Consider the following 26,103-nt stretch of genomic DNA (forward strand, 5'->3'; position numbering starts at 1 on the left):
ACTATGAATGTATCTCTAATATTAATTATACTTTTAGTTGGCGCGTTTGCAACCTTTCTTGCAGGCGATAAATTAGCTTCAAAAGTGGCTTTGTTCTTTGGGTTGGCTGCGGCAGGCTGTTCTATTGTATTATTAAATCACTATAATTTAGGTGAAAACATCAGTTTCATCAAACAGTGGATTACAAAACCTAATATTTCTTTTGCCTTAAAAGCAGACGGACTTTCCTTAGCAATGCTTTTATTGACTACGGTTTTGACACCAATTATTATTTTCTCTTCTTTTGGAAATGACTATAAAAACTCAAAATCATTTTATGCGTTAATCTTGTTTATGTCATTTGCAATGGCAGGAACATTCTTAGCAGTAGACGGTCTTTTATATTATATATTCTGGGAGTTATCATTGATTCCTATTTACTTCATCGCATTAATATGGGGTAACGGAGATACAGAAGAACGTAAAAAAGCAGTAGTTAAATTCTTTATCTACACACTTGCAGGATCTTTGTTTATGCTTGTGGCTTTCGTTTATATGTATCAAAAAGCAGGTAGTTTTTTATTGGAAGATTTATATAAATTGAATTTATCTGCAACCGAACAATTATGGATATTCTTGGCTTTCTTCTTAGCGTATGCTATTAAGATTCCATTGATTCCTTTCCACACTTGGCAGGCTAATGTGTACCAAAAAGCACCAACTGTTGGAACGATGCTTTTATCGGGTATTATGCTAAAAATGGGACTGTACAGCGTTATTCGTTGGCAATTACCATTAGCGCCACTTGCTGCCAAAGAATACATGTTTATCTTTATTGGACTAGGAATTGCAGGTGTAATTTATGGTTCAATCGTAGCCTTGAGGCAAAAAGATTTGAAGAAATTATTAGCCTATTCTTCTTTGGCACACGTTGGATTAATAGCAGCGGGAACTTATACATTGACATTAGACGGATTGCGTGGGGCAGTTTTACAAATGATTGCGCACGGTTTTGTGGTTGTTGGATTGTTTTTTGTAGCCGAGATTATTTTCAGAAGATATGAAACCAGAGCCATTGCTGAAATGGGAGGTATCCGTACGCAAACACCAAAATTCACCTCCATGTTTTTGATTTTGGTTTTGGCATCAGTTGCTTTACCAACTACTTTTAATTTTGTTGGAGAATTCACCGTTTTATACAGTCTTTCACAAATTAATATCTGGTTTGCCATTTTAGGAGGATTAACTATAATTTTAGGAGCGTATTATATGTTGAAAATGTTTCAACACGCTATGTTAGGTGAAACCAATTCAAAACTTTTTGCTGATGTAACGATCAATGAAGGAATAACTTTGGTAATTGTAATTGCTGTCCTATTCTTTTTTGGAATGTATCCAAAACCAATCATTGATTTGATCACACCAAGTCTGGAAGAAATTCTTAAAGTTATCCATAGAAATTAGGATTTAGGATTTGACAATGAAGATTAACGATTTTTGATTTCAGATTTTTATGAGATATTAAAAATGATTCTGTTCAAAGTAAAAATTTTAGTACAATTAAAATATATTATTAATACAAATAAATTAGGTTTCAGATATAAAGAATTAGTCGGTTTGTAAATCCTAATTCGTAAATCCTAAATCAAACAATCAAAAAATGAATACATTAATAGCTATAATAGGATTAGGTGTTTTATGCCTTTTATTTGAAATTTTTAATTTAAGGAAAGCCATTGTTCCAATAACGATTATTGGATTATTGGCAGTTCTTGGTTTAACGATATCTGAATTTAATTCTACACAGAGTTACTATAACAATATGATTATTGTTAGTAAATTTTCAACTGTGTTTTCTTCTTTGTTTATTGTGCTTACTATTTTTTTAGTGGCTTTAGGACATAATTTTTACGAAAATCATCAATCTAAAATTTCTGATTTTATTGCCATAAAAGTGTTTTTACTGGCGGGAGCAGTAGCAATGGTTTCTTTTGGGAACTTAGCGATGTTCTTTTTGGGAATCGAAGTATTATCAATATCACTTTATATTCTTGCGGCAAGTGACCGTATGAATTTAAAAAGTAACGAAGCGGGAATGAAGTATTTCTTAATGGGTTCTTTTGCTTCGGGAATCATTCTGTTTGGGATCTGTTTAATATATGGAGCGATGGGAAGTTTTGACGTTACTGAAATCAGTGAATTATCACAATCGGCTGAATTGCCAATTTGGTTTCCAATCGGCATTGTATTGTTAACGATTGGAATGTTATTCAAAGTCGCTGCAGTTCCTTTTCATTTTTGGGCACCGGACGTTTACGAAGGTTCACCAGCATTGACAACAGCATTGATGAGCACTTTGGCAAAAGTAGTTGCTATGGCGACTTTATATAAATTGCTATATGTTATGAATGCTGATATTTCAGAGGCATTCAAAACTATTGTAGTCGTTATTTCTATGGCTTCCATGACTGTTGGTAATATCATGGCCTTAAGACAAACAAACGTGAAACGTATGTTGGCTTTTTCAGGAATTTCGCACGCTGGGTTTATGCTGATGACTTTATTGAGTCTGTCCACTTCAGCGGGTAGTTTGTTGTATTATGCTTCAGCCTATTCTCTTTCTGGAATCGCAGCTTTTAGTGTGATTTTATACGTTTGTAAAAATAGAGATAATGAGGATGTTGTAAATTTTCACGGTTTAGGAAAAACGAATCCTTTGTTAGCTGCGATTCTTACAGCCGCTTTACTTTCAATGGCAGGTATTCCAATTTTTGCGGGTTTCTTTGCCAAATTGGTTTTGTTCAATCAAACGATTCAAGCAGGTTATTTGCCTTTAGTAATTGTAGCAGTTGTCAATTCTATTATAAGCGTTGGGTACTACTTCAAATTGATTTTGGCGATGTATACTAAAGAACCAAATGAAGAAAGAAAAGGAACGCCGGTTATTATTTATGCAGTTGCCGTTATAGCGATTGTCTTGAATATTGCCTTAGGTTTGTTTCCCTCTTTTGTTTTGGATTTATTGGGATAAGCCAAAGCTTTTAAAAATATACAAAAACCATCAAGAGCAATTTTGATGGTTTTTTTGGTTTCATGGGTTTTCTGTTTCCTTTATTGTAATAAATATTTACTATTCGAGTATCTATAATAAAATCCCAAAACCCAAAAAGCTCAATGGTGAATTGATTAATTTTGCCTTATAGAATCAATTTTTGAATTTCAATTAAATAAATGAAGATGGAAAATAAATTAAAAATACAAATCTGGTCGGATATCATGTGTCCGTTTTGTTATATAGGAAAAAGAAGAATGGAAGAAGCGTTACAGCTTTTTGAACACAAAGATGCAGTTGAAATTGAATGGAAAAGTTTTCAACTAGACGCTGGTTTTATTGCTTCCCCTGATGATGATATGGCAGAACATTTAGCAGAAAAATACAGAAAAGATAGGGATTGGGCCCAAAACATGCTTGATAACATGACTCAAAATGCAAAGACCGCAGGATTGGATTTCCATTTTGAAAAAGCAGTTCTTGCGAATTCATTGAATGCACATCGTCTGTTGCATTTGGCCAAAAAGTACAATCTGGCAAATGATTTAGAAGAATTATTATTCAAAGCGTATTTGACCGAAGGTAAGAACGTTAATGATTTAAATACATTAGCTGAATTAGGGCTTGAAGTTGGGCTCGAAGCGGAAGAAATTAAGCAAGTGTTGTATTCTGATGCTTTTGCAAATGAAGTAAAGGAAGATATTGCGGCGGCAAATTCAATAGGTGTGCAAGGTGTTCCCTTTTTTGTTTTCGAAAATAAATATGCAATTTCCGGAGCGCAACCTGCAAGCGCTTTTTTACAAACATTGGAAAAAGTATGGGAAGAAGGTAAATTTGAATCGAAAGTAACTTTGCTGAATACAACAACCGAAAATAGTTGCGACATCAATGGTTGTGACTAAAACTGAGAATAGCTTCAAACAAAAGTCCCGTTGATACGAATATCAACGGGACTTTTTTAACTAACCATTTTAAACAAACTAATTATCTTTTATCTAATCTGATATCTAAATTTCCTGTTACTTTAGCGTCTTCGATTTTGTTTTTTGTACCATTTGTTCTATAATAGTATTGATCTTGATTATTTGAATTTTGGTTGTTCCCATAATCCTGATTGTTATTTTGGTCATTTCCATAATCACGATCGTTGTTGCCATAGTTATTTTGATTATTTCTATAATCACGATCATTATTGTCATCGTTATTTTGGCTGTATTCATTCGCTCTACGTCCTTTTACACTTCCTACAATATCAACAATTTGGCCACGGCGGTTGTAGATAATTTGCAATCCACCTACTTGTTCTAAGGCATAACGGTTGTAAGTCATGTATATGGAACCAACTCGTTTAATTCTATCATTTGAATCATAGTTGATAAATATATTTCCAATCCGTCTTACTTTACCAGAATTATCATGTTCCACTTTTACACCGTAATTTTCATTTCGATAATTTGTGGGCGTACCATACGTTTTATTTACTGCACTTGTTCGGGTTGATTTATAATACATATCATTACCATTTGATGGACGTGTATTGAAATCAAATTGTCCGTCAGGAAATACAAAAAATTCGATTCCTCTTTCGGTGAACACAATTGGTTCCGCATTTCTAAAATCAACAGGTGATCTTCTCTCATGAGAAAAATTGGTTTTTTCTGTTGCATTCGCTACACCACCTCCAATAAGGAAGATACTAGCTACTAAAAGGGTAATTTTTTTCATAATCAATATAATTTGGGTTTTGCCTACTCTCGAGCTTTTCGGCTTACGCTTTTTTACTTATTTGATTAGGTATATCCAAGTAGTGTGCCAAAGTTTTGAATAATGGTTTTGATTTTATGAAGTATGAGTTGTTTTTTAGGATTTAAATGTTTTAAAATCAATTGATTATTGTTTGAAAATAAATTAATAATATAATTTTTAAGAAATGAATATTTATGTTTTTTTTAAGTGTAATTTCTCTTTATGGATATTTTTCCCTTGTCATTTTGCATAATTCAACGACTGATAATAGTTACTACAGCAATGAAAAGACTAAAATAAAAAGGCATTTTTTATTTCTAATAGTTATCAAATAACTTTGATGAATGTTTTGTCGTTGCAAATAAATATTTAAATTTACTTTAACCTTAACAATGTGTTTTATCTGCAAATAAGGTATGTGTAATGACCAGATTGGCTTGACAAAAAGAAATGAACTAACACTATAAGTGGGATTAGTTTTAAAACTATAGAAAATGATTAACAAGAGTGAGAGTACAAAAGTAATTCGTTGGGGAATATTGGGATGTGGTAATGTTACTGAAGTAAAAAGTGGTCCTGCATACCAGAAAACGGAAGGGTTTACAATCGAAGCAGTGATGCGAAGAGATGCTGATAAAGCCGCCGATTATGCTAAAAGACATGGAATAGATAAATTTTACACTAATGGAGATGACTTAATTAATGATCCAGAAATTGACGCGATTTACATTGCGACACCTCCGGATACTCATAAATATTACGGACTTAAAGTGGCTCAAGCCGGGAAAATTTGTTGTATCGAAAAACCTTTGGCACCAAATTATCAAGATAGTCTAAGCATTTATAAGGCTTTTGAAGAAAAAAATATCCCTTTGTTTGTTGCATATTATAGACGTACACTTCCTCGTTTTGAACAAATAAAAACATGGCTGGATACTGATAGTATTGGTGCTATCAGACACATAAGATGGCATTTGAGTAAACCTACAACGACTCAAGATTTATCTGGAGAATATAATTGGAGAACTGACTCTGAGATTGCTACTGGGGGGTATTTTGATGATTTGGCGAGTCATGGACTGGATTTGTTTATTCATCTTTTAGGGAATATAAAAGAGGTTTCAGGTATAAGTCTTAATCAACAGGGATTGTATTCTGCCAAAGATGCTGCTACAGCTTGTTGGGTTCATGAATCTGGAATCACTGGAACTGGAAGTTGGAACTTTGGTTGTTATGAGCGGGAAGATAAAGTAGAAATTTTTGGAAGTAAAGGGAAAATTACATTCTCGGTCTTTGAAAATGAGCCTTTAGTGCTTTCTAATGAGCAAGGAAAAACCGAAGTCTTTATTGAACATCCAGAAAATATTCAGTTGTATCATGCAAAGCAAATAAAGGAACATCTTCTTGGGAATAGTAAACATCCTTCAACAGGATTAACTGGTGCTCATACTAGTTGGGTTATGGATAAAATTATAGGAAACCTTTAGCGATTTAAAAATAGTTCAAAACAAAAAAAAGGCTATCCCAAAAAGACAGCCTTCTCAAATTACTACAATTTATTTAATCACTATTTAGCATCAACGGTTTCTATAAAAGTTTTCCCGTTAGAAGTTATCACAAAGGTGCATCTGTCTCGTTCAATGTTACTTACATCAAATAGTTTACCCACATTTATTTCAGAAGGTAAGGTTTCTTTATATACCTCTATATCATTTGAGTTGTAAATTTTAACAGTAACTGGAGTTTGAGAAACGTTTAACATATTAAGTGTTATTATTCCGTTTTTAGTTGTTAAAGAAGGTTTATAAACCTCAGAAACAGCATCAGCAGATAATTTAGCTACTTTACCAACAACCTCAATTTTATACTTTGAGATTTTAAGGTCGCTTTCAGCTTGTAAATAGTATACTCCGTCAGGGAAAGCCGTTAAATCATATGTTCTGTTAATATCGTCATCAGAAGTGACATTTTCTTGATAAATTAAATTGTCACTGGTGTCATAAATCGACAAGTCGATTTTCTTGATCTCTCTTAAAGTAAAACTAACAGTCTTTCCTTCTTCTTTTTTTAAATCTAATGAGAAATCAGCGTTCCCTGCATGTGCTTCTACGGCAGTTAATACTACTGCGGCTAAGACTAAACTAAATTTTAAAATCTTTTTCATAATGTAAATGTTTAGATTTATAATTGATTATTTATCTGGTGCTAAATTACCCTAATAGATTCATTATGAAGTAGTACAGGATTTTCTAATTTATGTGCTATTTTACCTTTTACGAAATCGATTAAGGTTAAAAAAGATAATTGTGTGTCTGTTTTTAGGTAATTTTGTACTAATTCTAAATACGTAGTCGATGAAAATAGTACCGCCTGCCTTTGAAATTATAGCACCATCCTTTGGGAGTTCCTTTTACTTTTCTCAATATGTTGAAAATGCCAACAGTAAGGCACACTTATGGCATTATCATCCAGAAATCGAATTGGTCTTTGTAAATGGAGGATCCGGTAAGCGACAAATAGGGAGCCATATATCCTATTATACTGATGGAGACCTAATACTTATAGGGAGTAACTTGCCTCATTGTGGGTTTACCAACGAAGAAACTGGAAATAAAAATGAAACGGTTATACAGATGAAACCGGATTTCCTAGGGAATGATTTTTTTGATATTTCCGAAATGAAAAATATTCGGAATCTTTTTAGTCAAGCCAAAGCTGGAATTGCTTTTGAAGGAGAAACTAAAAAGAATATTGGGAAGAAAATAGAATCTATGGAAAAACAGCCGCATTTTGAAAAGTTGCTGACCATGTTAAGCATTCTCAATGAACTGGAATTATCCAATGAATATACCGTTTTGAATGCTGACGGCTTTAGGATGGAAATGCAGATGCAGGATAATGATCGTATTAATGGGGTTTTTAATTATGTGAAAGATAATTTTCAGGAACATATTACGCTGGAAGAAGTGGCTGTATTGGTCAGCATGACTGTACCTTCTTTTTGCCGATATTTTAAAAAAATCACCAATAAAACATTTACTCATTTTGTAAATGATTATCGTTTGGTCCACGCTTCTAAACTACTGGCAGAAAAACCCATAAGCATTACTGAAATCTGTTTTGAAAGTGGTTTCAATAATTTTAGTTATTTCAATAAATCATTCAAGGAGTTTACGGGTAAAAGTGCTTCGCAATACCGTCAGGAACTTAGTTCGGTACTTAAATGAAGAATTTCAACAGTAAGTTAAAATGTCTTAAAATTAAATGTTACCAGATTAATTCTATTTTCTGTCCTTTTTTCAAAGTAACTTTTTTAGTTTTATCTCCATTAAAAAGTGTTGTATTTCCACCATTTTTAGAAAAAACAGTTGCTTTCTTCAAGATCTTACCACTCCATTCCATCGAAATTACAAATCCTCCTCTAGCACAAATTCCTGTTATTGAACCATTTTCCCAGGCATCGGGTAGAGCTGGAAGTAATCTTATTTCGTTTATGTTAGATTGGACTAAGATTTCTGCAACTGCGGCAGTACCACCAAAATTTCCATCTATCTGAAACGGAGGATGGGCATCAAATAAATTAGGATACGTTCCGCCACCTCTTCTTGATTTCTCTGTTTTCTTTCCATCTGGATCTACATATCGAAGTAGTTATTAACAAAACCAAAAATTAACTTTTGTTACTTACTCGCATAAAAGCATATTGAGTAATTTTGTTTAATGTATGCTTTAGTCGACTGTAACAATTTCTACGCTTCTTGCGAAAGGGTTTTTCAACCTCAATTCGCAGGAAAACCTATTGCAATATTGTCAAATAATGATGGTTGTGTAATTTCCAGAAGCAGTGAAGCTAAAGCGGCTGGAATTCCAATGGGTGCACCGGCATTTAAAATCAAGGAGCTGGTAAAAGAGAAAGGAGTAACGTTATTTTCTTCGAATTATGCCCTTTATGGTGATCTGAGTAATCGGGTGATGTCAATTTTAGGCCAGTTTACGCCTAATGTCGAAATTTACAGCATTGATGAAGCTTTTCTTAATTTTGATGGTTTACAGGTTTTAGATTACCATGATTATGGTATTCAAATGAAAACCCGCATACAAAAATGGGTTGGAATTCCCGTTTGTATTGGTTTTGCACCAACCAAAGCATTATCAAAAGTAGCCAATAAAATTGCCAAAAAATTTCAAGACAGAACGCATGGTGTTTATATAATCGATAGTGATGAGAAACGCATCAAAGCTTTGAAATGGACAAAAATTGAAGATGTTTGGGGCATTGGTTATCGAATGAATAAAAAGATGAAAGCTCGAAATATTACCACCGCTTTAGACTTTATAGCACCACAACACGAAGCTTGGATTAAGAAAGAAATGGGAGTAACGGGTCTTCGGTTAAAATATGAATTAGAAGGGAAATCAGTTTTAGAATTAGAACCTCTTGTTGATCAAAAGAAAAGTATCGCGATTACCAGAAGTTTTCCAAAACAAATCTCTGATTTTGATTTGTTGCGGGAACGCATTGCCACTTTTGCATCGGTTTGTGCAGAGAAATTGCGGAAACAAAACTCTTGTTGTCATACGATTATAGTAATGTTAGTTATCGATAAACATACGGTACAAACTTCCAAATATTATTTTAATATGGCCGTTACCCTGCCTTTTGCAACTAATTCTACTTTGACAATTTCGAATAAGGCAATTGATATCTTTAAGAAATTGTACAAAGGAAACGAGAATATAAAATTCAAAAAAGCAGGCGTTATTGTTACGGAACTTATAGATGAAAACAGAAAACAATTGCAGTTATTTGAGGAGGAAAATCCAAAACATTTGGAGTTAATGAAAGTGATGGATCGGCTCAATAATAAAATTGGAGATAAAAAAGTAAAATTGGCTACACAAAATTTAAGCCTGACGTGGAATATGAATCAGAAGCATTTATCGCCAAAATACACTACTAATTTTAAAGATATTCTCGAAATAAAATGTCAGTAAATAAAAATCAAAAACTTACCTTTTTTCTGCCTGATTTTGAAAGTGACTTGAAAATCCCTTTCATGTCCGAAGGCGTTTCGGCGGGATTTCCCTCGCCGGCTGCGGATTTTATGGAGACGAATATTGATTTAAACAAAGAGCTAAGTGAAAATCCTTTGGCCACTTTTTATATCAAAGTCAAAGGAAATTCGATGATTGATGCGGGCATAAATGACAAAGATGTGCTTGTGGTGGATCGAAGCTTAGAACCGCAAAACAATAAAGTTGTCATTTGTTTTATCGACGGGGAATTTACGGTGAAACGCATTCAGCTTGAGAAAGATTGTTTGTATCTCATGCCTGAAAATTCTAATTATTCTCCTATAAAAGTTACCGAAGAAAATCAATTGATCATTTGGGGAATCGTGACCTATGTGATAAAGAAGGTTTAAAACCAGTTACACATCGTCTAAAAAAAACGAATTCGCAGAAAGTTGATTTTTAGAAACAAAAAAACCTGCCCAAACTAATGGACAGGTTCTAAATTCTAAAATATAATTAGGTATTAAAGCGTATGTTTTGGATTAAATCCATCTTCACTTAATTCAGCATGAACATAATCGGCAACCATTTCCGCTTCATAATCTGTTTTTTCACCTTTTGAGAATTTGTGAATGATTTTTTCCATAATTTCATAAATTACAGGAACGACGATCAAGGTTAAGAATAACGAAGAAATTAATCCTCCGATAATTACCCAAGCCAAACCATTTTTCCATTCAGCTCCGGCTCCAGATGCTAATGCAATTGGGAACATACCAAAAACCATCGCAATAGTTGTCATCAAAATTGGACGAAGTCTCGCATGATTGGCCTGAATTAGTGCCGTTCTTATTGATTCTCCCGCAGCTCTTCGTTGATTGGTGTAATCGACTAGCATAATCGCATTTTTACATACTAGACCAATAAGCATAATTACTCCAAGAATGGTGAAAATATTCAAAGTGTTATTTGTTAACGCCAACGCTAGCATTGCTCCGATGAACGAAAGCGGAATGGCAAATAATACCACAAATGGATGCACAAAACTGTCATATAAAGAAACCATTACCAGATAAACTAAGATAATAGCCGCTAATAATGCAATTCCTAATGTTCCAAAACCTTCACTTTGGTTTTCTTGATCTCCACCCCAAATGTAGTTTACACCAGTTGGTTTTTCTAACTTGTCAAGCTTTTTTTGCCATTGCGTTACAATGGTTCCAGACGCCACACCTACATTTTGACCTTGCACCGTTACTGAAGCGGTTTTGTCTCTACGTTCCAATTGGCTTGGTCCAGAACCTTCCTTGATTGTTGCAAATTGCGATAATTTAATTTGCTGACCAGAAGAGTTGATGAAAATTAGATTACTAACATCTTCAATACTTTTTCTGTCAAAACTGTTGTATTTTATATTGATGTCATATTCGTATTCTCCGGCTCTAAATTTTCCATCTGTATTTCCAGAATAAGCCGTTTGCATTGTTCCTCCTACTGTTTGTAAAGTAAGTCCAAGCGCAGCCATTTTATCTCTGTCAACTTGCACATTAATTTCAGGATTTCCATCTTCAACAGTTAGTTTAATCTCTGTTGTTCCAGGAATTGTTCTTAATTCAGCTTCTGCTAATTTGGCAAATTTCATGGCACTTTCTACATTTGGTCCCGTTACAACTAACCCTAAAGTGGCATTTTCAGCCGTTCCTAAAATACCAACCGGAACTGTTTTTACTTTGGCGCCAACCAATACTTTTTCTAGTTTTCTTTTGATTTTTGCTGCGTAAACTGATGCTCCATCAGTACGATCTTTTTGTTCAATCATTTTTACGTCAATCTCGGCTTTGTAAGCGGTTGCTTGCGAGCCTCCTAAACCTTCGCTGGTTTGACCAACCGTTGTAATTTGACTATGAACATATTCTTGCGTTTTCAAAAATGCTTCTGCTTTTTGTGTCATAAAGTTGGTTTGTTCTAATGACGCATCTTTTGGCATTTCTATTTGAACTAAAAATTCACCACTATCTGACGCTGCAAAGAATTCACCACCAATAAAACCTCCACCAACTAATCCTATGGTTGATCCAAAAAAGAGGACAAGAACAATTGCTAAAGTTGTTTTGTAATGATCTAAAGACCATGTTAATAAACGGGAGATCCAGTTGATGAAACGGGTTAAATAGCTTTCAAATCCAAGGATAATTCTTCCGAAAAGATTTTTGCCTTCAATATGTTCTAATTTTCCATAGCGAGAAGACAACCAAGGAATAATGGTAAATGAAGCTAATAATGACAATAATGTTGAGATAATAACGGTTACACAAAACTGTGTAATAATGTTAGAAACTAAACCTGAACTCATGGCGATTGGTAAAAACACAACCACAATAACTAAAGTGATTGATACTACAGTTCCACCAATTTCAGCTGTTCCGTCATAAGCAGCACGAACACGGTTTTTGCCCATTTCCATGTGCCTGTAAATGTTTTCGAGGACCACAATGGCATCATCGACCAGAATACCAACTACAAGAGATAATCCAAGTAAACTCATTAAGTTCAAAGTGTATCCCATCAAATAAATTCCAATAAATGTGGCAATTAATGATGCTGGAATAGAAACCATTACAATAAGCGAGTTTCTAATGCTGTGTAAGAAAAACAACATTACAAAGGCAACTAAAAGTACTGCAATCAATAAATCATGCACAACAGAATCAGCAGCTTCAAGTGTGAAAATTGTACTGTCTTTAGCTATTTGAAGCTGTAATCCATTCTTTTTATAATCAGTTGTAAGTTTATTAATTGTTTTAACCAATTCCTCACTTACAGCAACCGCATTAGCATCAGATTGTTTAATGATTTGTAAAACAATAGCACTTTTTTGATCGACACGCGATATTTTTTCTGCAATTTTTTGAGTATCTTGAACATCTGCAATATCACCAAGTCGAACTTGAATTCCGTTTTGGGACGAGACTACTAAATGTCGCAATTCTTCAACATTTTTATATTTTCCGGCTAAACGAATTAATATTTTTTGATCACGGGTTTGAATATTTCCTGTTGGAAAATCTAAATTAGAACTCAAAATAGTTTGTTGCACTTGAGGAACAGAAAGTCCGTAACCTTGCAGTTTTACTGCATCAAGATTGACTTGAATTTCACGTTCTTGCCCTCCAATAATATTTACTTGTGCAACACCTGCAACTCTAGAAAGAACTGGTGCAATTTTTTTGTCTATTAAGTCATAAAAAGCGGCTTCATCCATTTTTCCGTTGGCACCAATAGTCATAATTGGTAAATCGCTCAAAGAGAATTTGGATAACGAAGGCGTCTTGGCATCATCTGGTAAATCACTGATGATGGCATTTATTTTTCGTTGGGCATCATTCATCGAAATGTCTACTTTGGCTGTTGAAGTCAAAGAAATCGATACGATAGACAAACTTTCGTAGGATTTAGAATCAATTTTTTTGATATTTTCTAAAGAAGCAACGGCATCTTCAATTTTTTTGGTCACTGTGTTTTCTACCTCACTTGGTGATGCACCAGGGTAAACGGTAGAAATTGTAATTACATTTTGTTCAAATTTTGGAATTAATTCGTAGCCCAAATTGCTATAACTAAACAGTCCACCAAGTATTAGAATCGCAAACAATACAATGACTAATGAAGGACGTTTTATGGATATTTCTGCTAATTTCATATGTTTTTACTTTTAAAGGTTTAGATTAAAACCTATTTGATGATTTCCACTTTGCTTCCGTCTTGCAAGTTGATTTGTCCTGTAACAATTACATTTTCGCCATCAGATAATCCATTTAAAATTTCCACTTTATCGCCCAGAATTCTTCCCGCTGTAACTGTTTTTAGTTTTGCAGCTCCATTTTCAATTACAAAAATTTGGTTGCTGCTTACACTTCCAACAAAAGCATTTCTAGGAACAACCATTAACGATTGTTTTTGTTGGTTTGAAGCAAATGCTGCAGTTCCATACATTCCTGCTTTCAAATCATTTGATGCATTGTTTGTAATTTCAATTTCTACTGGAAAATTCAAACTCTCATTTGCTTTAGCAGCAATAAAAGTTATTTTTCCTGAAAAAGATTTGTCTGGATAAACACTTGCAGTAACGTTAACAGGAGTTCCAATTTTTAAGCTTGCAACTTGGTTTTCGTTAACATTAACTTTTAATTTAAGTTTAGAAACATTTACAATATCAAATAAAGATGTTGCTGGCATTCCGCTTAAAATAGAACCTGGTTCAATGTATTTTTTATTGATAAAACCGCTAATTGGCGCTTTAATTCTGGTATCGCCAACGTTTATGTTTGCTTGTGTTAATTGCGCTTTTGCATTAACCATTGTCAATCTTGCCTGGTCCAATTGTTGTTTGGTAACACCACCTGTTTTGAATGCATTTTCGTATCTGCTGTAATCTGCAGCTGCATTTTGATAAGATGAATTTGCTGTTTGAGCGTTAACATTGATAACGTCGCTTCTTACAATGGCCAATGTTTGTCCAACAGAAACATAATCACCTTCTTTAGCCAAAACACTTACTACTTTTCCTGATTTTTCAGCAGAGAAAGTTAATTCTTGAATAGGTTCGAAATTTCCGTTTGAGGTAAAATCTAACGAAACCTCTTCGGTTTTCACTGTTTCAATTTTTACAGAAACTGCTGCATTTTTTTGAGCAACAATATCTGTTTTTTCTTTATTTTCTTTTTTATTGTTTGTTAAGATTACTGCGATGATTGCTATTGCGCCTAAAATAATTATTCCGGTTATTATATTTTTTTTCATGTTGTTAGTTGTTTAATAAAGTTTTTAATTCTCCTTTTGATTTGATTAATTGAATTTCTGCCAGTTTGTAATCTAATATTGCAGAAGTGTAATTGTTTTGTGCCTCTGTCAATGAATTTTCTGCATCCAATAAATCAGTTAAAGAAGCCAATCCTTGCATGTAATTATTTCTGGTGTTGTTTAGAACGTCTTGTGCTAATTGTGCATTTTCCTTTTGGTTGTTTATAATAACGATACTGTTATTAATTTGAATGTTTGCGTTTTCATACGCTAAATCAAGACTTAATTTGGTGTCTTTTATGTCTTCCTTCAAGGATCTTAAATTAACATCTGCCTGTCTTACTTTTGCTCTAGTTGAAAACCCAGTGAAAATAGGCACTTTCAAATTCAAACCAATTGAAGAATAATCAGACCAGTAAACGCCATCAGCTGGTTTTGCTCCCCAAGGCATTTTTGGACCTTGACCAATATAATTGTAGCCTGCTGAAAGGGAAAGTGTTGGGTAGTATGCCGCTTCATCCGCTTTCTTTTGAAACATTAATAATTGTTCTTGTTTTTTCAAAAGCAAATATTCTGTTCTGTTTGCCGTATTTGGTACTTCAGAGAATGCTTGTGGTGTCACTTGAAATTCAGTCTGTGGGATACTGATTTTAGTTTCAATTGGCATCCCGATGTAAAACTTCAAAGCGTTTTCTTGCAGTTGAACCGCATTTAAAACTTGTTGACGTTGTGTATTGATGTTTGAAATTTTTACTAAAATTCTATCCAAGTCAATTTTTTTGGCAAGACCATTATCAAATTGTCCTTTAATTATGTTTTTCACTTTGGTAGTGTTCACATAATTACTGTCCAGAACATTTAATTTTTGTCTTTGAACATAGACTTGGTAGTAGTTGTTTGCTACTCTTTCAATTACTTGCTCTTCTGTTAATTGATCATTTATCTGATAGAATTCTCTAGTTGATCTAGCGGCTTTTAGACCTGTAAAAACGGATTGGTCAAAAAGAGTTTGTGTCAAGGAAACACCCGCAGTTGAATTCCATTTTTGTCCAAAATTAAGTTTAACTGTAGTCCCAGGTTCGCCACCAAAAGACCCTCCGTCGAGGAAAGTAGTTTGTAAAATAGGGTTGTAAGTCAAACCACCATTGGCAGAAATTTGAGGTAAAGCTTTGGAACGAACTTCTTGAATTTGATATTCGCTGTTTTCTACTTTAAGTTTGGCTTTTTTAGCATCTGCTTTATTCTCTAAAGCATAGGTAATCGCATCTTTTAAGGTTAACGATTTAATCTCTTGTGATTTTACAGTGATTGCAAAAATCAAGAAACTGGTTAAAATTATATTCTTCATTATATATTAGGTTTTAGTAAGTGTTTTTCAAGTTCAATAATTCCTTTTGGCGTTGCCAAAGCTCTGGTGTGGTATTCTAAAATTTCAAGTTCTATTTTTTGAGCTTCTTTTTCAGAACTTGTGGTTTCTTTAATGCTAAAAACGAGGAGATAATAAAACCGTACATAGCTTTCAATATTTACGTTTTCTCGATACAATCCTTGTTTAATCCCTTTCTCAATATTTTGTTTGAAAATAGTGTTACACTCGTCAATTTCTCTACACATTACCTTTTCATATATTTCTGGGTAATGTTTTTTTAATTGATATACCGGAGAAGTATCCGATGATTTAAACATTTCTTTAAACAATTTTCTTATCTCGAAATTTTCTTGAATTGCATTGTAATTTTTTAAAATAACATCGTCAATTATCTGGTGTATTTCTTTATGGATTGTTGCAGTGCTTTCCTCAATGAGTATTTCTTTATTACAAAAATACTTGTAAATCGTTTTTTTAGAAATGCACATTTCACCGGCAATATCATCCATTGTAATACTCTTAAAACCTAGTTTTAAGAACATTTCACTTGCTTTTGATATGATTTTCTCTTTCATTTTGTTTATTCTTAACCTGTTACGGTTTGTTTTGATTTGTAGAAATAATGTTAAATTTCGAGTGCAAATGTAAGAAGGAAACTCTAAACACCAAAATAGTTTCCAATTATTTTGTAATTATTTAACATTTGCATAAAAGGGTCTTAAACCGTGAATTCTAAATTTGCAATAAGCTTGATGTCTTGCCCTGTAGTTATACCGCCAGTTTGAGTAAATGCATTTGATGTTAATCCAAAATCTTTGCGATTGATGTCTCCAGTTATTTCAAAAGCTGCTTTTTGATCGCCATTATACGCATTGATTCCAATAAATTCGGCATCAAGCTCAACAACCTTTGTGATGTTTTTGATGGTTAAATTTCCTTTCAAAAAATTAATGTTCTTGTTCACTTTTTGGAAAGAAGTAGACTTAAAGCTTATAATGGGATACTCATTTATATCAAAAAAATCATTCAGTTTTAAGTGTGAATCAATTTGTTCCAGTTTCGTATCGGTGTTGTTTACATCTAAAGAAAATTCGATTGAAGCATCTTCAATTTCATTATCCTGAATGTCTATATGGCCTTTGAATTTGTTGATAGTTCCAGCTAAATAGGCGATTATGGAATGTCTTATTTTAATCAAAACATCAGATTGTGTTGAATCAATTGTCCAGGTTGTTGTCATAATATTTTGGGTTTTATTTAGGTTTGTTTTTCATTTCACAATGGTTTGAAATGACTGTAATTGAAATGTTAAATTTTGATGCAAATGTAGACAGGAAACTTTGAATACCAAAATAGTTTCCAATGTATTTACAATTATTTAACACTTCATTAAGAAACGTAGTTTGGAATAAAGAGTGAATACTGTAAATTAGCCAAAAATTAATTTATGCATACCATTTATCAGTATCAGGAGTTCATTTCGGAATATTTGCAATCGCAATATGAAACCAAAGAGCCCAAAAATTTGTATGATCCCATACATTATATTTTAGATCTTGGAGGAAAAAGAATACGTCCGGTCCTTACACTTATGAGTACTGAAGTTTTTGATACAGATTATAAAAAAGCGTTGCCAGCGGCTTTGGCTGTTGAGGTTTTTCATAATTTTTCATTGGTTCACGATGATATTATGGACGATGCCCCTTTGCGAAGAGGGAAGCAAACGGTACATGAGAAATGGAATATAAATACCGGAATTTTATCCGGGGATGCGATGTTGATTTTGGCGTATCAATATTTTGAGAAATACCAACCTAAAATATTTCGTAAACTGGCTAAATTGTTCAGTAAAACTGCTCTTGAAGTTTGCGAAGGCCAACAATGGGACGTGGATTTTGAAGTTAGAGATGATGTTACCATTCGGGAATACCTTAAAATGATTGAATATAAAACAGCCGTTTTAGTTGCTGCAGCAATGAAAATGGGTGCTATTATTGCTAAAGCCTCAAAGGAAAATGCAAATTTAATATACGATTTTGGACTCAATTTAGGATTGGCTTTTCAATTGCAGGATGACTATCTGGACGCTTTTGGTGATCCGGAAACTTTTGGAAAACAAGTTGGTGGTGATATTATTGAAAACAAAAAAACGTATTTATATCTAAAAGCCGTTGCTTTTTCGAAAAAAGAAGAGAAACAACAACTCATGGATTTATTCTCCATTCAGCCAGAAGATAATTCAGATAAAATTAAGGCAGTAAAAGAGATTTTTAATAGTTCAGGTGCTTCAAAAGCAACACAAGATGCTATTCAAGATTTTACATTTAAAGCTTTTCAAACATTAGACAAAATGGATATCAGTGCTGATAAAAAAGCAATGTTAAGAGCTTTTGGTGAAAATTTAATGGGAAGAAAAGTTTAAAAAAAATCAATGGCAATAGAAATGTCAAAAATCAATAGTACTATTGATTTTTGACTTAAAGGTTGGTTGTCTAGGATTAATATTGATTTTTGACATTGAAATTTTAATAATTATGTTTATAGCTCCAAAAAATACTGATTTACTACTCATCGAGGCCGAAGGAGAAAATCTATACCTGAAATTAATCGAACAGATTAATAAGGATTTTAATCTCGCTAATGAGGCAATTGATTTTCCGTTGAGTATGTCTCCCAATGAATTGAAGATACAATTGCATGAAAAAATCTACAGGCTAATTCAATATAAATTTGCCGAATATCTTAATCTACTTTACATAATTGATGTTTCTGAAGAACAAATAAAAAAGCTGGATGGCTCAGATTTAGTAATCCTTGCCGAAGAAGTTGCTTTTCTAATTCTGAAAAGAGAATGGCAAAAAGTGTGGTTCCGCAATAAATACCGTTAATCGTTTTTTCTTTGGGAAATTAAATTGATAATCTTTTTGGGCAAGAGGTCTAGTTAATCATTGCTCTTTCAGGGCTGTTATTTCCAAAATTCCATAATAAGTGCCGTTAATCGCTTTTTCTACGGTTTCGGCTCCCTCTCCTTTGGAGAGGGTTGGGGAGAGGAATTAAAAATAAACCCTTACAAAAGGCATGAAGGCAGTACCATAAACGTTGTTGTTGTCATTTAATACATTATAACGTGCGCCAATAGTTACATTTCCGGCTCTATAACCAGCTCCGAGAAACATACCGGTGTTCCAGTAATCTTGTGAATTGCTATTGGAGCCATCTAAATTTACATTGACTCTTAATTCCTCTAACTCAGCCGAAAGTTGAATTTCGTTAATAGGATTAAAGAGTGCTACAATACTTCCTCCATATAAATGAGAAGCGTAATAATTCTTTTGTTTTATATAAGTGTATTGGGCGCCAAGACCCAAAGCTACATATTCATTGAAGTTGTAAATAGCACTTGGAGCCAGTGATATATCAGTATATTGAGAGCCAAAACTTAATCCTATCCCTCCTCCAAATTGTACTTTTTTCCAGAAATCACTTTGTGAATGGGGTGCAATTGTTTGTTGTTGAGCGGATAAAAAACAGGAAGAGAATAAGATTGTCAAAATCAAAAAAGATCTTAAAATGGCTAATTGATGAGTTTTTTTCATGTTTTAAGGGTTTTTTTAACAAATTTTTACGTAAAAGTACGTAAAAAATAGATTTAGATATACTGGATTATTGTACTTTTGTCAAACTATTTAACAAAAAGTATATTCACTAGCATTATGGATAGGTTTTCATTTTTAAACGCAGCACACACCGAATTTTTCGCACAATTATACGATCAATATTTAGTAAATCCAGATAGCGTAGAGCCAAGTTGGAGAAGTTTTTTTCAAGGTTTTGACTTTGGAATGACTACTTATAATGAGGAGAATCCAGTAACCTACATTGCAAATGTAGCTTCTGGGAATATGGAGAGTACTCACGTATCAGAAAAACTTCAAAAAGAGTTCAACGTACTAAAATTAATTGATGGGTACCGCTCTCGTGGACATTTGTTTACAAAAACAAATCCTGTAAGAGAGAGAAGAGCTACTTTGCCTACACTTGATATCGCAAATTTTTCGCTTTCTGCGGCCGATTTAAATACGGTTTTTGATGCGGCAAAAGTTATCGGTATTCAGCCTTGTACACTTCAAGAAATTATAGGACATCTCGAAGCAATATACTGTCAACACATTGGAGTGGAGTATATGTATATTCGTAAGCCTGAAATGATTACTTGGATTCAAGATAAATTAGGTATAAACGATAATCAGCCTAATTTTTCTGCTGATGAAAAAAAATCGATTCTTAATAAATTAAATCAAGCAGTTTCTTTCGAGAATTTCTTGCATACAAAATATGTTGGTCAAAAACGATTTTCACTCGAAGGAGGGGAATCTGTAATTCCAGCTTTAGACGCTTTGATTGAAAAAGCAGCCGAAAAAGGAGTAGAGCAATTTGTAATGGGAATGGCTCATAGAGGTCGTTTGAATGTTTTGGCCAATATTTTTGGCAAATCAACTCAAGATATTTTTGGTGAATTTGACGGTAAAGATTACGATCAGGAATATTTTGATGGTGACGTAAAATACCATTTAGGTCTTACGGCTGATAAAGTTACCAGTACAGGTAAAAAAATAAATATTAATTTGGCTCCAAATCCTTCTCACCTTGAAACAGTAGGTGCAGTAATCGAAGGAATTACAAGAGCAAAACAAGATAAATATTTCCCTAATGATTTCTCTAAAGTATTGCCAATTGCCGTTCACGGGGATGCTGCAATTGCTGGTCAGGGAATTCTTTATGAGATTGTGCAAATGGCACAATTAGACGGATATAAAACGGGAGGTACAATTCATATTGTAATCAACAATCAGGTAGGTTTTACAACTAATTATCTGGATGCTCGTTCATCAACCTATTGTACTGATGTTGCCAAAGTAACCCTTTCACCAGTATTACACGTAAATGCAGATGATGCAGAAGCCGTAGTACATGCGATGTCGTTTGCTTTGGATTTCAGAATGCAATTTGGTCGTGATGTATTCATCGATTTATTAGGATATAGAAAATACGGACATAATGAAGGTGACGAACCTCGTTTCACGCAGCCAGTTTTATATAAAATCATTGCAAAACATCAAAATCCTAGAGATATTTATGCTGAAAAGCTATTGTCAGAAGGAGTTATTGATGCTACTTATGTAAACGGATTAGAAAAAGAATACAAGTCTAATCTTGAAGTAAATCTTGAAGCTTCCCGTAAAAAAGACCTTACAATCATTACTCCATTTATGAAAAATGAATGGAAAGGTTTTGAGCAAGTTACTGACAAGCAAATGCTTGAAAAATATGATACTTCGTATTCTAAAGACGGATTAGATTCTATCATAAAAACAATCTCAAGCTTACCGTCAGATAAGAAGTTCATCAATAAAATAACTAAAATTGTTACTGATAGAAAAACGGGTTACGACAATAACACTATAGATTGGGGTACTGCAGAGGCATTAGCTTATGGTTCGCTTTTGACAGAAGGTTTTGATATTCGTATTTCAGGTCAAGACGTGGAGCGTGGTACATTCTCTCACCGCCACGCAGTGGTTAAAGTAGAAGATTCTGAGGAAGAAGTTATCTTATTGAATGCTATCGAAAACAAAAAAGGGAAATTCAATATTTTTAATTCTCTTTTATCTGAATATGGTGTTTTAGGTTTTGATTATGGCTACGCTTTAGCAAACCCAAATACACTTACAATATGGGAAGCACAGTTTGGTGATTTCAGTAATGGAGCCCAAATTATGATTGACCAATACATATCTTGTGGGGAAGATAAATGGAACAATCAAAATGGTATCGTTTTATTATTGCCTCACGGTTACGAAGGACAAGGAGCAGAGCATTCATCTGCCAGAATGGAACGTTATTTACAATTGTGTGCCAGACAAAACATGTATGTTGCTGATTGTACAACGCCTGCCAACTTCTTCCACTTGTTGAGAAGACAAATGAAAACCACTTTCCGTAAACCACTTATAGTGTTCACACCAAAAAGTTTATTGCGTGATCCAAGAGTTGTTTCTTCTGTTGAAGAATTTGCAAATGGTAGTTTCCAAGAAACATTTGATGATGAAACAGTAAATAAAGCGGATGTGAAAACATTAGTTTTCTGTACAGGTAAATTCTATTATGACATCACTGCCGAAAGAGAAAATAACGGCCGTAATGATGTTGCTGTAGTTAGAATCGAACAATTGTTCCCATTACCGGTAGAACAATTAAAAGCCATTATCGCTAAATATCCAAACGCGGATGATTATGTTTGGGCACAAGAAGAGCCTAAAAACATGGGAGCTTATAGCTATATGTTGATGAATTTCGATTTAGTAAAATGGAGATTGGCTTCACTAAAAGCGTATGCAGCACCGGCAGCAGGAAGTTATACAAGAGCAAAACGCCGTCAGGCCGATGCAATACGAATGGTATTCGATAAAAATTTATTTAGATAGTTTAATTATGAAAAAAATTATAGTATTATTATTTTTTAATCTGATTTTTGCTTTTTCATATTCTCAAGAATTAAGAAAGCCAAGTGAAGGAAAGTCAATAGTTTATTTCACGAGAATATCATCAACAGGATTTTTAATTAATTTTAAATATTTTGATGGAGATAAATATTTAGGAAAATTTAATCATGGAAAATTTTTAGCTTACGAATGTGAACCTGGAAAACATTTGTTTTGGTCTAAATCTGAAAATATAGATTATCTGGAAGCTGAATTAGAAGCAGGGAAAGTATATATAATCGATTCAGAGCCTCAAATGGGTGCTTTTAAGGCTGGAGTGAAATTAGTTCCTTTTGATAATGATCAGAATAATTATAAGAATATTAAAAAGTACGAAAGAAAAAAAGCTAATATTTTAGAAGCAATTTCTGGAGCAAAAGAATACAGTATTAGTGATGATGATTTAGTTGAAGCCAAAAAAGACCAAGAGGATTTAGTGAAACGATCGATGGAAAAATATACAAAACGAAAAGCAGACGGAGAAGTTTATACTGTGTTATCAGTTAATAATAGTTATATTTCGACCCCATAAACAAAAAAATAATCCAATTATTTTGTTAGTAATAAAGTAATTGTTGTAAAAATTAAAATTCATAATTTAAAATAATAGAACATGATTTTAGAAATGAAAGTCCCATCACCAGGGGAATCTATAAAAGAAGTTGAAATTGCAACTTGGTTGGTAAAAGATGGAGACTATGTAGAGAAAGACCAAGCGATTGCTGAGGTTGATTCTGATAAAGCAACATTAGAATTGCCTGCAGAAGCAAGCGGAATCATTACATTAAAAGCAGAAGAAGGCGATGCTGTAGCAGTAGGAGCAGTAGTTTGTTTAATAGACACTAGCGCTGTAAAACCATCAGGTGCTGCACCAGCGGCAGTGGTTGAAGCGCCAAAAGCTGAAGTTAAAGCAGAAGCACCAAAAGCGGCTCCGGTAGCGGCAGCTCCAGCAGCAACGTACGCTTCAGGAACTCCATCTCCAGCAGCAAGAAAAATATTAGACGAAAAAAATATAGCACGAGCTTCAGTAACAGGAACTGGGAAAGACGGAAGAATCACTAAAGATGATGCCGTAAATGCAGTGCCATCTATGGGAACACCTACAGGTGGATCTCGTGGAACAGAGCGTACTAAATTATCGATGTTGCGTAGAAAAGTGGCAGAAAGATTAGTTGCCGCTAAAAACGAAACAGCGATGTTGACTACTTTCAATGAGGTAAACATGACGCCAATCAACTTGATTCGTAATGAATACAAAGATGCCTTCAAAGCAAAACATGGTGGAATTGGTTTAGGATACATGTCTTTCTTTACAAAAGCAGTAACCAGAGCATTAAAATTATTCCCAGATGTAAATTCAATGATGGATGGTGATCATAAGATTGCTTTCGATTTTTGCGATATTTCAATTGCGGTTTCAGGACCAAAAGGATTAATGGTTCCTGTAGTTCGTAATGCTGAAAACTTGACTTTCCGTGGCGTTGAAGCTGATATTAAAAGATTGGCATTAAAAGCACGTGACGGGCAAATCACAGTTGATGATATGACTGGTGGAACGTTCACAATTACTAATGGTGGTGTTTTTGGAAGTATGTTGAGTACGCCAATTATCAATCCTCCACAATCTGGAATCCTTGGAATGCACAACATTATCGAGCGTCCAATTGCCGTAAAAGGCAAAGTGGAAATTCACCCAATGATGTATGTAGCTTTATCGTATGACCATAGAATTATTGATGGACGTGAGTCTGTTGGTTTCTTGGTAGCGGTAAAAGAGGCTTTAGAAAATCCATTAGAGTTATTATTGGATAACAATCCTAAAAAAGCATTTGAATTGTAATATACAATTCATAAATAACAAAAATCCGTTTAGAAAATTTTCTAAACGGATTTTTTGTTTATTTGTCTTTTTAACCAATACTATTTTATGGCATCAAATAAAAAACAGGCCGCTATCAGCTTTATTTTCATCACAATGCTAATTGATATAACTGGTTGGGGAATTATCATTCCAGTTATTCCAAAATTGATTAAAGAATTAATACATGGCGATATTAGTGATGCAGCAAAATATGGTGGTTGGTTAACATTTGCTTATGCGATAACTCAATTTATGTTTGCACCTTTAATTGGTAATTTGAGTGATAAATTTGGGCGAAGACCCATAATTTTAATTTCGCTTTTTGCCTTTTCATTGGATTATATATTGTTGGCGTTTGCTCCAACGATTACATGGCTATTTATAGGGAGAATAATTGCAGGATTAACTGGTGCGAGTATTTCAACCGCTTCGGCTTATATAGCTGATGTGAGTACGCCAGAGAATATAGCCAAAAACTTCGGAATGATTGGTGTGGCTTTTGGGCTAGGATTTATAATTGGACCCGTTATAGGAGGTGTTTTGGGGCATTACGGATCTAGGATTCCGTTTTATGCAGCGGCTGTTTTGTGCTTGCTGAATTTCTTGTACGGTTATTTTATTTTGCCGGAATCATTATCAAAAGAAAATAGAAGACCCGTTAATTTAAAAAGAGCCAATCCAATTGGTGCTTTTTTGAATTTAAAGAAATACCCTTCACTATATGGATTATTGTTTGCTCTGTTTTTGATTTATGTTGCGGGACATGCGGTAGAAAGTAACTGGAGTTATTTTACGATGTACAAATTTAGTTGGGACGAAAAAATGGTCGGAATTTCGTTAGGCGTTGTTGGGATTTTAGTAAGTCTTGTTCAAGGAGGATTGATACGATGGACTAGTCGAAAACTAGGAAATGAAAAAAGTATTTATGTTGGAATGGTATTATATACTATTGGAATGTTTTTGTTTGCTTTTGCTTCAGAAAGTTGGATGATGTTTCTCTTTTTGATTCCGTATTGTCTTGCGGGAATCGCTGGCCCAGCATTGCGAGCTATAATTTCGAATCATGTTTTGCCATCAGAACAAGGCGAAATTCAAGGAACAATTGCGAGTTTAACAAGTGCCGCAACCATTATTGGGCCACCAGTAATGTCGAGTCTTTTTTATTATTTTACACATAAAGGGTCACCATTTGAATTTGCAGGAATGCCATTTATTCTTGGGGGTTTATTGATGATGATAAGTGGTATTGTTGCTTATTTTTGGTTGAAAAAGTATAGTGTTTCAAATACAAACAATGATTAAAGTAATCGATTATCCCTTTCCCTTTCATCAAAACATCGGCACCTATGATTCCATGTACTGGTTTTGATTTGTGTTGCATCAGTGCTTCATTCACGTGAGATAAGTCGAAAATTACAAGATCAAACTCCAAATCTTTCCAGTTGCCCAGTTGCAATTGATTTTTAAAAGCAATTTGCGTGAACATTCCGTTTGCTCCCGCACCAGACGCTTTAGTTTTTGATTTTTTGGCTTCCAATAAAAACAAATCAATACTCTCAAATCCCACACAACTATTTGAAGCACCGGTGTCAAGAATGAAATTGCCGAGTACCCCATTGATTTTGGCTTTGATCAGCAGATGTTGTGTTTTGGTAATCATAAATTTTACTTTTTTGTAATTTTCTCTTTTGAGGATATCGTGGAGGTTTTTCATTTATACCAAATTTATTTTAGAGTC

Annotated in this window: 22 protein-coding genes and 1 pseudogene; 13 read left to right on the forward strand and 10 right to left on the reverse strand. The window is 33.9% G+C overall.

The annotated features are described in order from the left end of the window. Positions 1-3 precede the first annotated feature (3 nt). The 3 genes from ACM55I_RS00745 (at position 4) to ACM55I_RS00755 (ending at position 3,933) form a co-directional block, all read left to right on the forward strand. Complete coding sequence (locus ACM55I_RS00745; protein ID WP_416844874.1) at positions 4-1,443, forward strand: complex I subunit 4 family protein; 1,440 nt, start codon at positions 4-6, stop codon at positions 1,441-1,443. Positions 1,444-1,639: 196 nt separating this feature from the next. After that, positions 1,640-3,010: an NADH-quinone oxidoreductase subunit N gene (locus ACM55I_RS00750; protein WP_416844875.1), complete on the forward strand. Its 1,371-nt coding sequence runs from the start codon at positions 1,640-1,642 to the stop codon at positions 3,008-3,010. Between the two features lie 206 nt (positions 3,011-3,216). Then, a complete protein-coding gene (locus ACM55I_RS00755) occupies positions 3,217-3,933 on the forward strand; it encodes a DsbA family oxidoreductase (protein WP_416844876.1) in 717 nt (238 codons plus the stop codon). A gap of 82 nt (positions 3,934-4,015) precedes the next feature. Here ACM55I_RS00755 and ACM55I_RS00760 read toward each other — a convergent pair whose 3' ends face one another. Then, positions 4,016-4,756 carry a hypothetical protein gene (locus tag ACM55I_RS00760; protein ID WP_416844877.1) on the reverse strand — a complete coding sequence of 247 codons (741 nt, stop codon included), beginning with the start codon at positions 4,754-4,756 and terminating at the stop codon, positions 4,016-4,018. A gap of 515 nt (positions 4,757-5,271) precedes the next feature. Here ACM55I_RS00760 and ACM55I_RS00765 point away from each other — a divergent pair. After that, the gene (locus ACM55I_RS00765; protein ID WP_416844878.1) at positions 5,272-6,264 is read left to right on the forward strand and encodes a Gfo/Idh/MocA family protein; all 993 of its coding nucleotides are present in this window, start codon (positions 5,272-5,274) and stop codon (positions 6,262-6,264) included. A gap of 80 nt (positions 6,265-6,344) precedes the next feature. Here ACM55I_RS00765 and ACM55I_RS00770 read toward each other — a convergent pair whose 3' ends face one another. Then, positions 6,345-6,941 (reverse strand): hypothetical protein, encoded by a 597-nt coding sequence (locus ACM55I_RS00770; protein ID WP_416844879.1) that lies wholly within the window; start codon positions 6,939-6,941, stop codon positions 6,345-6,347. A gap of 190 nt (positions 6,942-7,131) precedes the next feature. Here ACM55I_RS00770 and ACM55I_RS00775 point away from each other — a divergent pair, with 190 nt between their 5' ends. Further along, complete coding sequence (locus ACM55I_RS00775; RefSeq protein WP_416844880.1) at positions 7,132-8,004, forward strand: AraC family transcriptional regulator; 873 nt, start codon at positions 7,132-7,134, stop codon at positions 8,002-8,004. 40 nt (positions 8,005-8,044) lie between these two features. Here ACM55I_RS00775 and ACM55I_RS00780 read toward each other — a convergent pair whose 3' ends face one another. Next, the gene (locus tag ACM55I_RS00780; RefSeq protein ID WP_416844928.1) at positions 8,045-8,329 is read right to left on the reverse strand and encodes a glycoside hydrolase family 95-like protein; all 285 of its coding nucleotides are present in this window, start codon (positions 8,327-8,329) and stop codon (positions 8,045-8,047) included. 168 nt (positions 8,330-8,497) lie between these two features. Here ACM55I_RS00780 and ACM55I_RS00785 point away from each other — a divergent pair, with 168 nt between their 5' ends. Beyond that, the gene (locus ACM55I_RS00785; RefSeq protein ID WP_416844881.1) at positions 8,498-9,772 is read left to right on the forward strand and encodes a Y-family DNA polymerase; all 1,275 of its coding nucleotides are present in this window, start codon (positions 8,498-8,500) and stop codon (positions 9,770-9,772) included. After that, positions 9,763-10,203 (forward strand): LexA family protein, encoded by a 441-nt coding sequence (locus tag ACM55I_RS00790; protein WP_416844882.1) that lies wholly within the window; start codon positions 9,763-9,765, stop codon positions 10,201-10,203. Before ACM55I_RS00785 ends, ACM55I_RS00790 begins: the two co-directional genes overlap by 10 nt. A gap of 113 nt (positions 10,204-10,316) precedes the next feature. Here the strand turns inward: ACM55I_RS00790 and ACM55I_RS00795 are convergent, their stop codons facing one another. From ACM55I_RS00795 to ACM55I_RS00815, 5 genes are all read right to left on the reverse strand, one after another. Further along, the gene (locus ACM55I_RS00795) at positions 10,317-13,493 is read right to left on the reverse strand and encodes an efflux RND transporter permease subunit (protein WP_416844883.1); all 3,177 of its coding nucleotides are present in this window, start codon (positions 13,491-13,493) and stop codon (positions 10,317-10,319) included. Positions 13,494-13,525: 32 nt separating this feature from the next. Further along, positions 13,526-14,593, reverse strand: a complete 1,068-nt coding sequence (locus tag ACM55I_RS00800) for an efflux RND transporter periplasmic adaptor subunit (protein ID WP_416844884.1) — start codon at positions 14,591-14,593, stop codon at positions 13,526-13,528. Between the two features lie 4 nt (positions 14,594-14,597). After that, positions 14,598-15,941, reverse strand: coding sequence for a TolC family protein (locus ACM55I_RS00805; RefSeq protein ID WP_416844885.1), 1,344 nt, complete (start codon positions 15,939-15,941; stop codon positions 14,598-14,600). Beyond that, on the reverse strand, positions 15,941-16,537 hold the full coding sequence (locus ACM55I_RS00810; RefSeq protein WP_416835031.1) for a TetR/AcrR family transcriptional regulator: 597 nt from the start codon (positions 16,535-16,537) through the stop codon (positions 15,941-15,943). The genes ACM55I_RS00805 and ACM55I_RS00810 overlap by 1 nt, the downstream gene beginning before the upstream one ends. 143 nt (positions 16,538-16,680) lie before the next feature. After that, the gene (locus tag ACM55I_RS00815) at positions 16,681-17,202 is read right to left on the reverse strand and encodes a YceI family protein (protein ID WP_039110397.1); all 522 of its coding nucleotides are present in this window, start codon (positions 17,200-17,202) and stop codon (positions 16,681-16,683) included. Between the two features lie 207 nt (positions 17,203-17,409). Here ACM55I_RS00815 and ACM55I_RS00820 point away from each other — a divergent pair, with 207 nt between their 5' ends. Then, positions 17,410-18,384, forward strand: a complete 975-nt coding sequence (locus ACM55I_RS00820) for a polyprenyl synthetase family protein (RefSeq protein ID WP_416844886.1) — start codon at positions 17,410-17,412, stop codon at positions 18,382-18,384. A gap of 112 nt (positions 18,385-18,496) precedes the next feature. Next, positions 18,497-18,850: a hypothetical protein gene (locus tag ACM55I_RS00825; protein WP_416844887.1), complete on the forward strand. Its 354-nt coding sequence runs from the start codon at positions 18,497-18,499 to the stop codon at positions 18,848-18,850. 165 nt (positions 18,851-19,015) lie between these two features. On the opposite strand, the gene ACM55I_RS00830 is transcribed toward ACM55I_RS00825, so the two are convergent. After that, positions 19,016-19,558, reverse strand: coding sequence for a hypothetical protein (locus tag ACM55I_RS00830; RefSeq protein WP_416844888.1), 543 nt, complete (start codon positions 19,556-19,558; stop codon positions 19,016-19,018). 117 nt (positions 19,559-19,675) lie between these two features. On the opposite strand from ACM55I_RS00830, the gene ACM55I_RS00835 reads away from it, so the two are divergent. The 4 genes from ACM55I_RS00835 to ACM55I_RS00850 all read left to right on the forward strand — a co-directional run bounded on the left by ACM55I_RS00835 (position 19,676) and on the right by ACM55I_RS00850 (position 25,667). Further along, positions 19,676-22,447, forward strand: a complete 2,772-nt coding sequence (locus tag ACM55I_RS00835; protein ID WP_416844889.1) for a 2-oxoglutarate dehydrogenase E1 component — start codon at positions 19,676-19,678, stop codon at positions 22,445-22,447. Positions 22,448-22,454: 7 nt separating this feature from the next. Next, positions 22,455-23,036 carry a hypothetical protein gene (locus tag ACM55I_RS00840; RefSeq protein WP_416844890.1) on the forward strand — a complete coding sequence of 194 codons (582 nt, stop codon included), beginning with the start codon at positions 22,455-22,457 and terminating at the stop codon, positions 23,034-23,036. Positions 23,037-23,117: 81 nt separating this feature from the next. Next, positions 23,118-24,344: a 2-oxoglutarate dehydrogenase complex dihydrolipoyllysine-residue succinyltransferase gene (gene odhB / locus ACM55I_RS00845; protein ID WP_416844891.1), complete on the forward strand. Its 1,227-nt coding sequence runs from the start codon at positions 23,118-23,120 to the stop codon at positions 24,342-24,344. An 87-nt stretch (positions 24,345-24,431) separates the two neighbouring features. Beyond that, positions 24,432-25,667: a TCR/Tet family MFS transporter gene (locus ACM55I_RS00850; RefSeq protein ID WP_416844892.1), complete on the forward strand. Its 1,236-nt coding sequence runs from the start codon at positions 24,432-24,434 to the stop codon at positions 25,665-25,667. Here ACM55I_RS00850 and ACM55I_RS00855 read toward each other — a convergent pair. Beyond that, a pseudogene (locus ACM55I_RS00855) lies at positions 25,645-26,079 on the reverse strand (retropepsin-like aspartic protease); the annotation flags it as partial. The gene ACM55I_RS00850 and the pseudogene ACM55I_RS00855 sit on opposite strands and share 23 nt — an antisense overlap. Positions 26,080-26,103: the final 24 nt, after the last annotated feature.

The organism is Flavobacterium algoris (assembly GCF_048158525.1).
Lineage (GTDB): Bacteria > Bacteroidota > Bacteroidia > Flavobacteriales > Flavobacteriaceae > Flavobacterium > Flavobacterium algoris.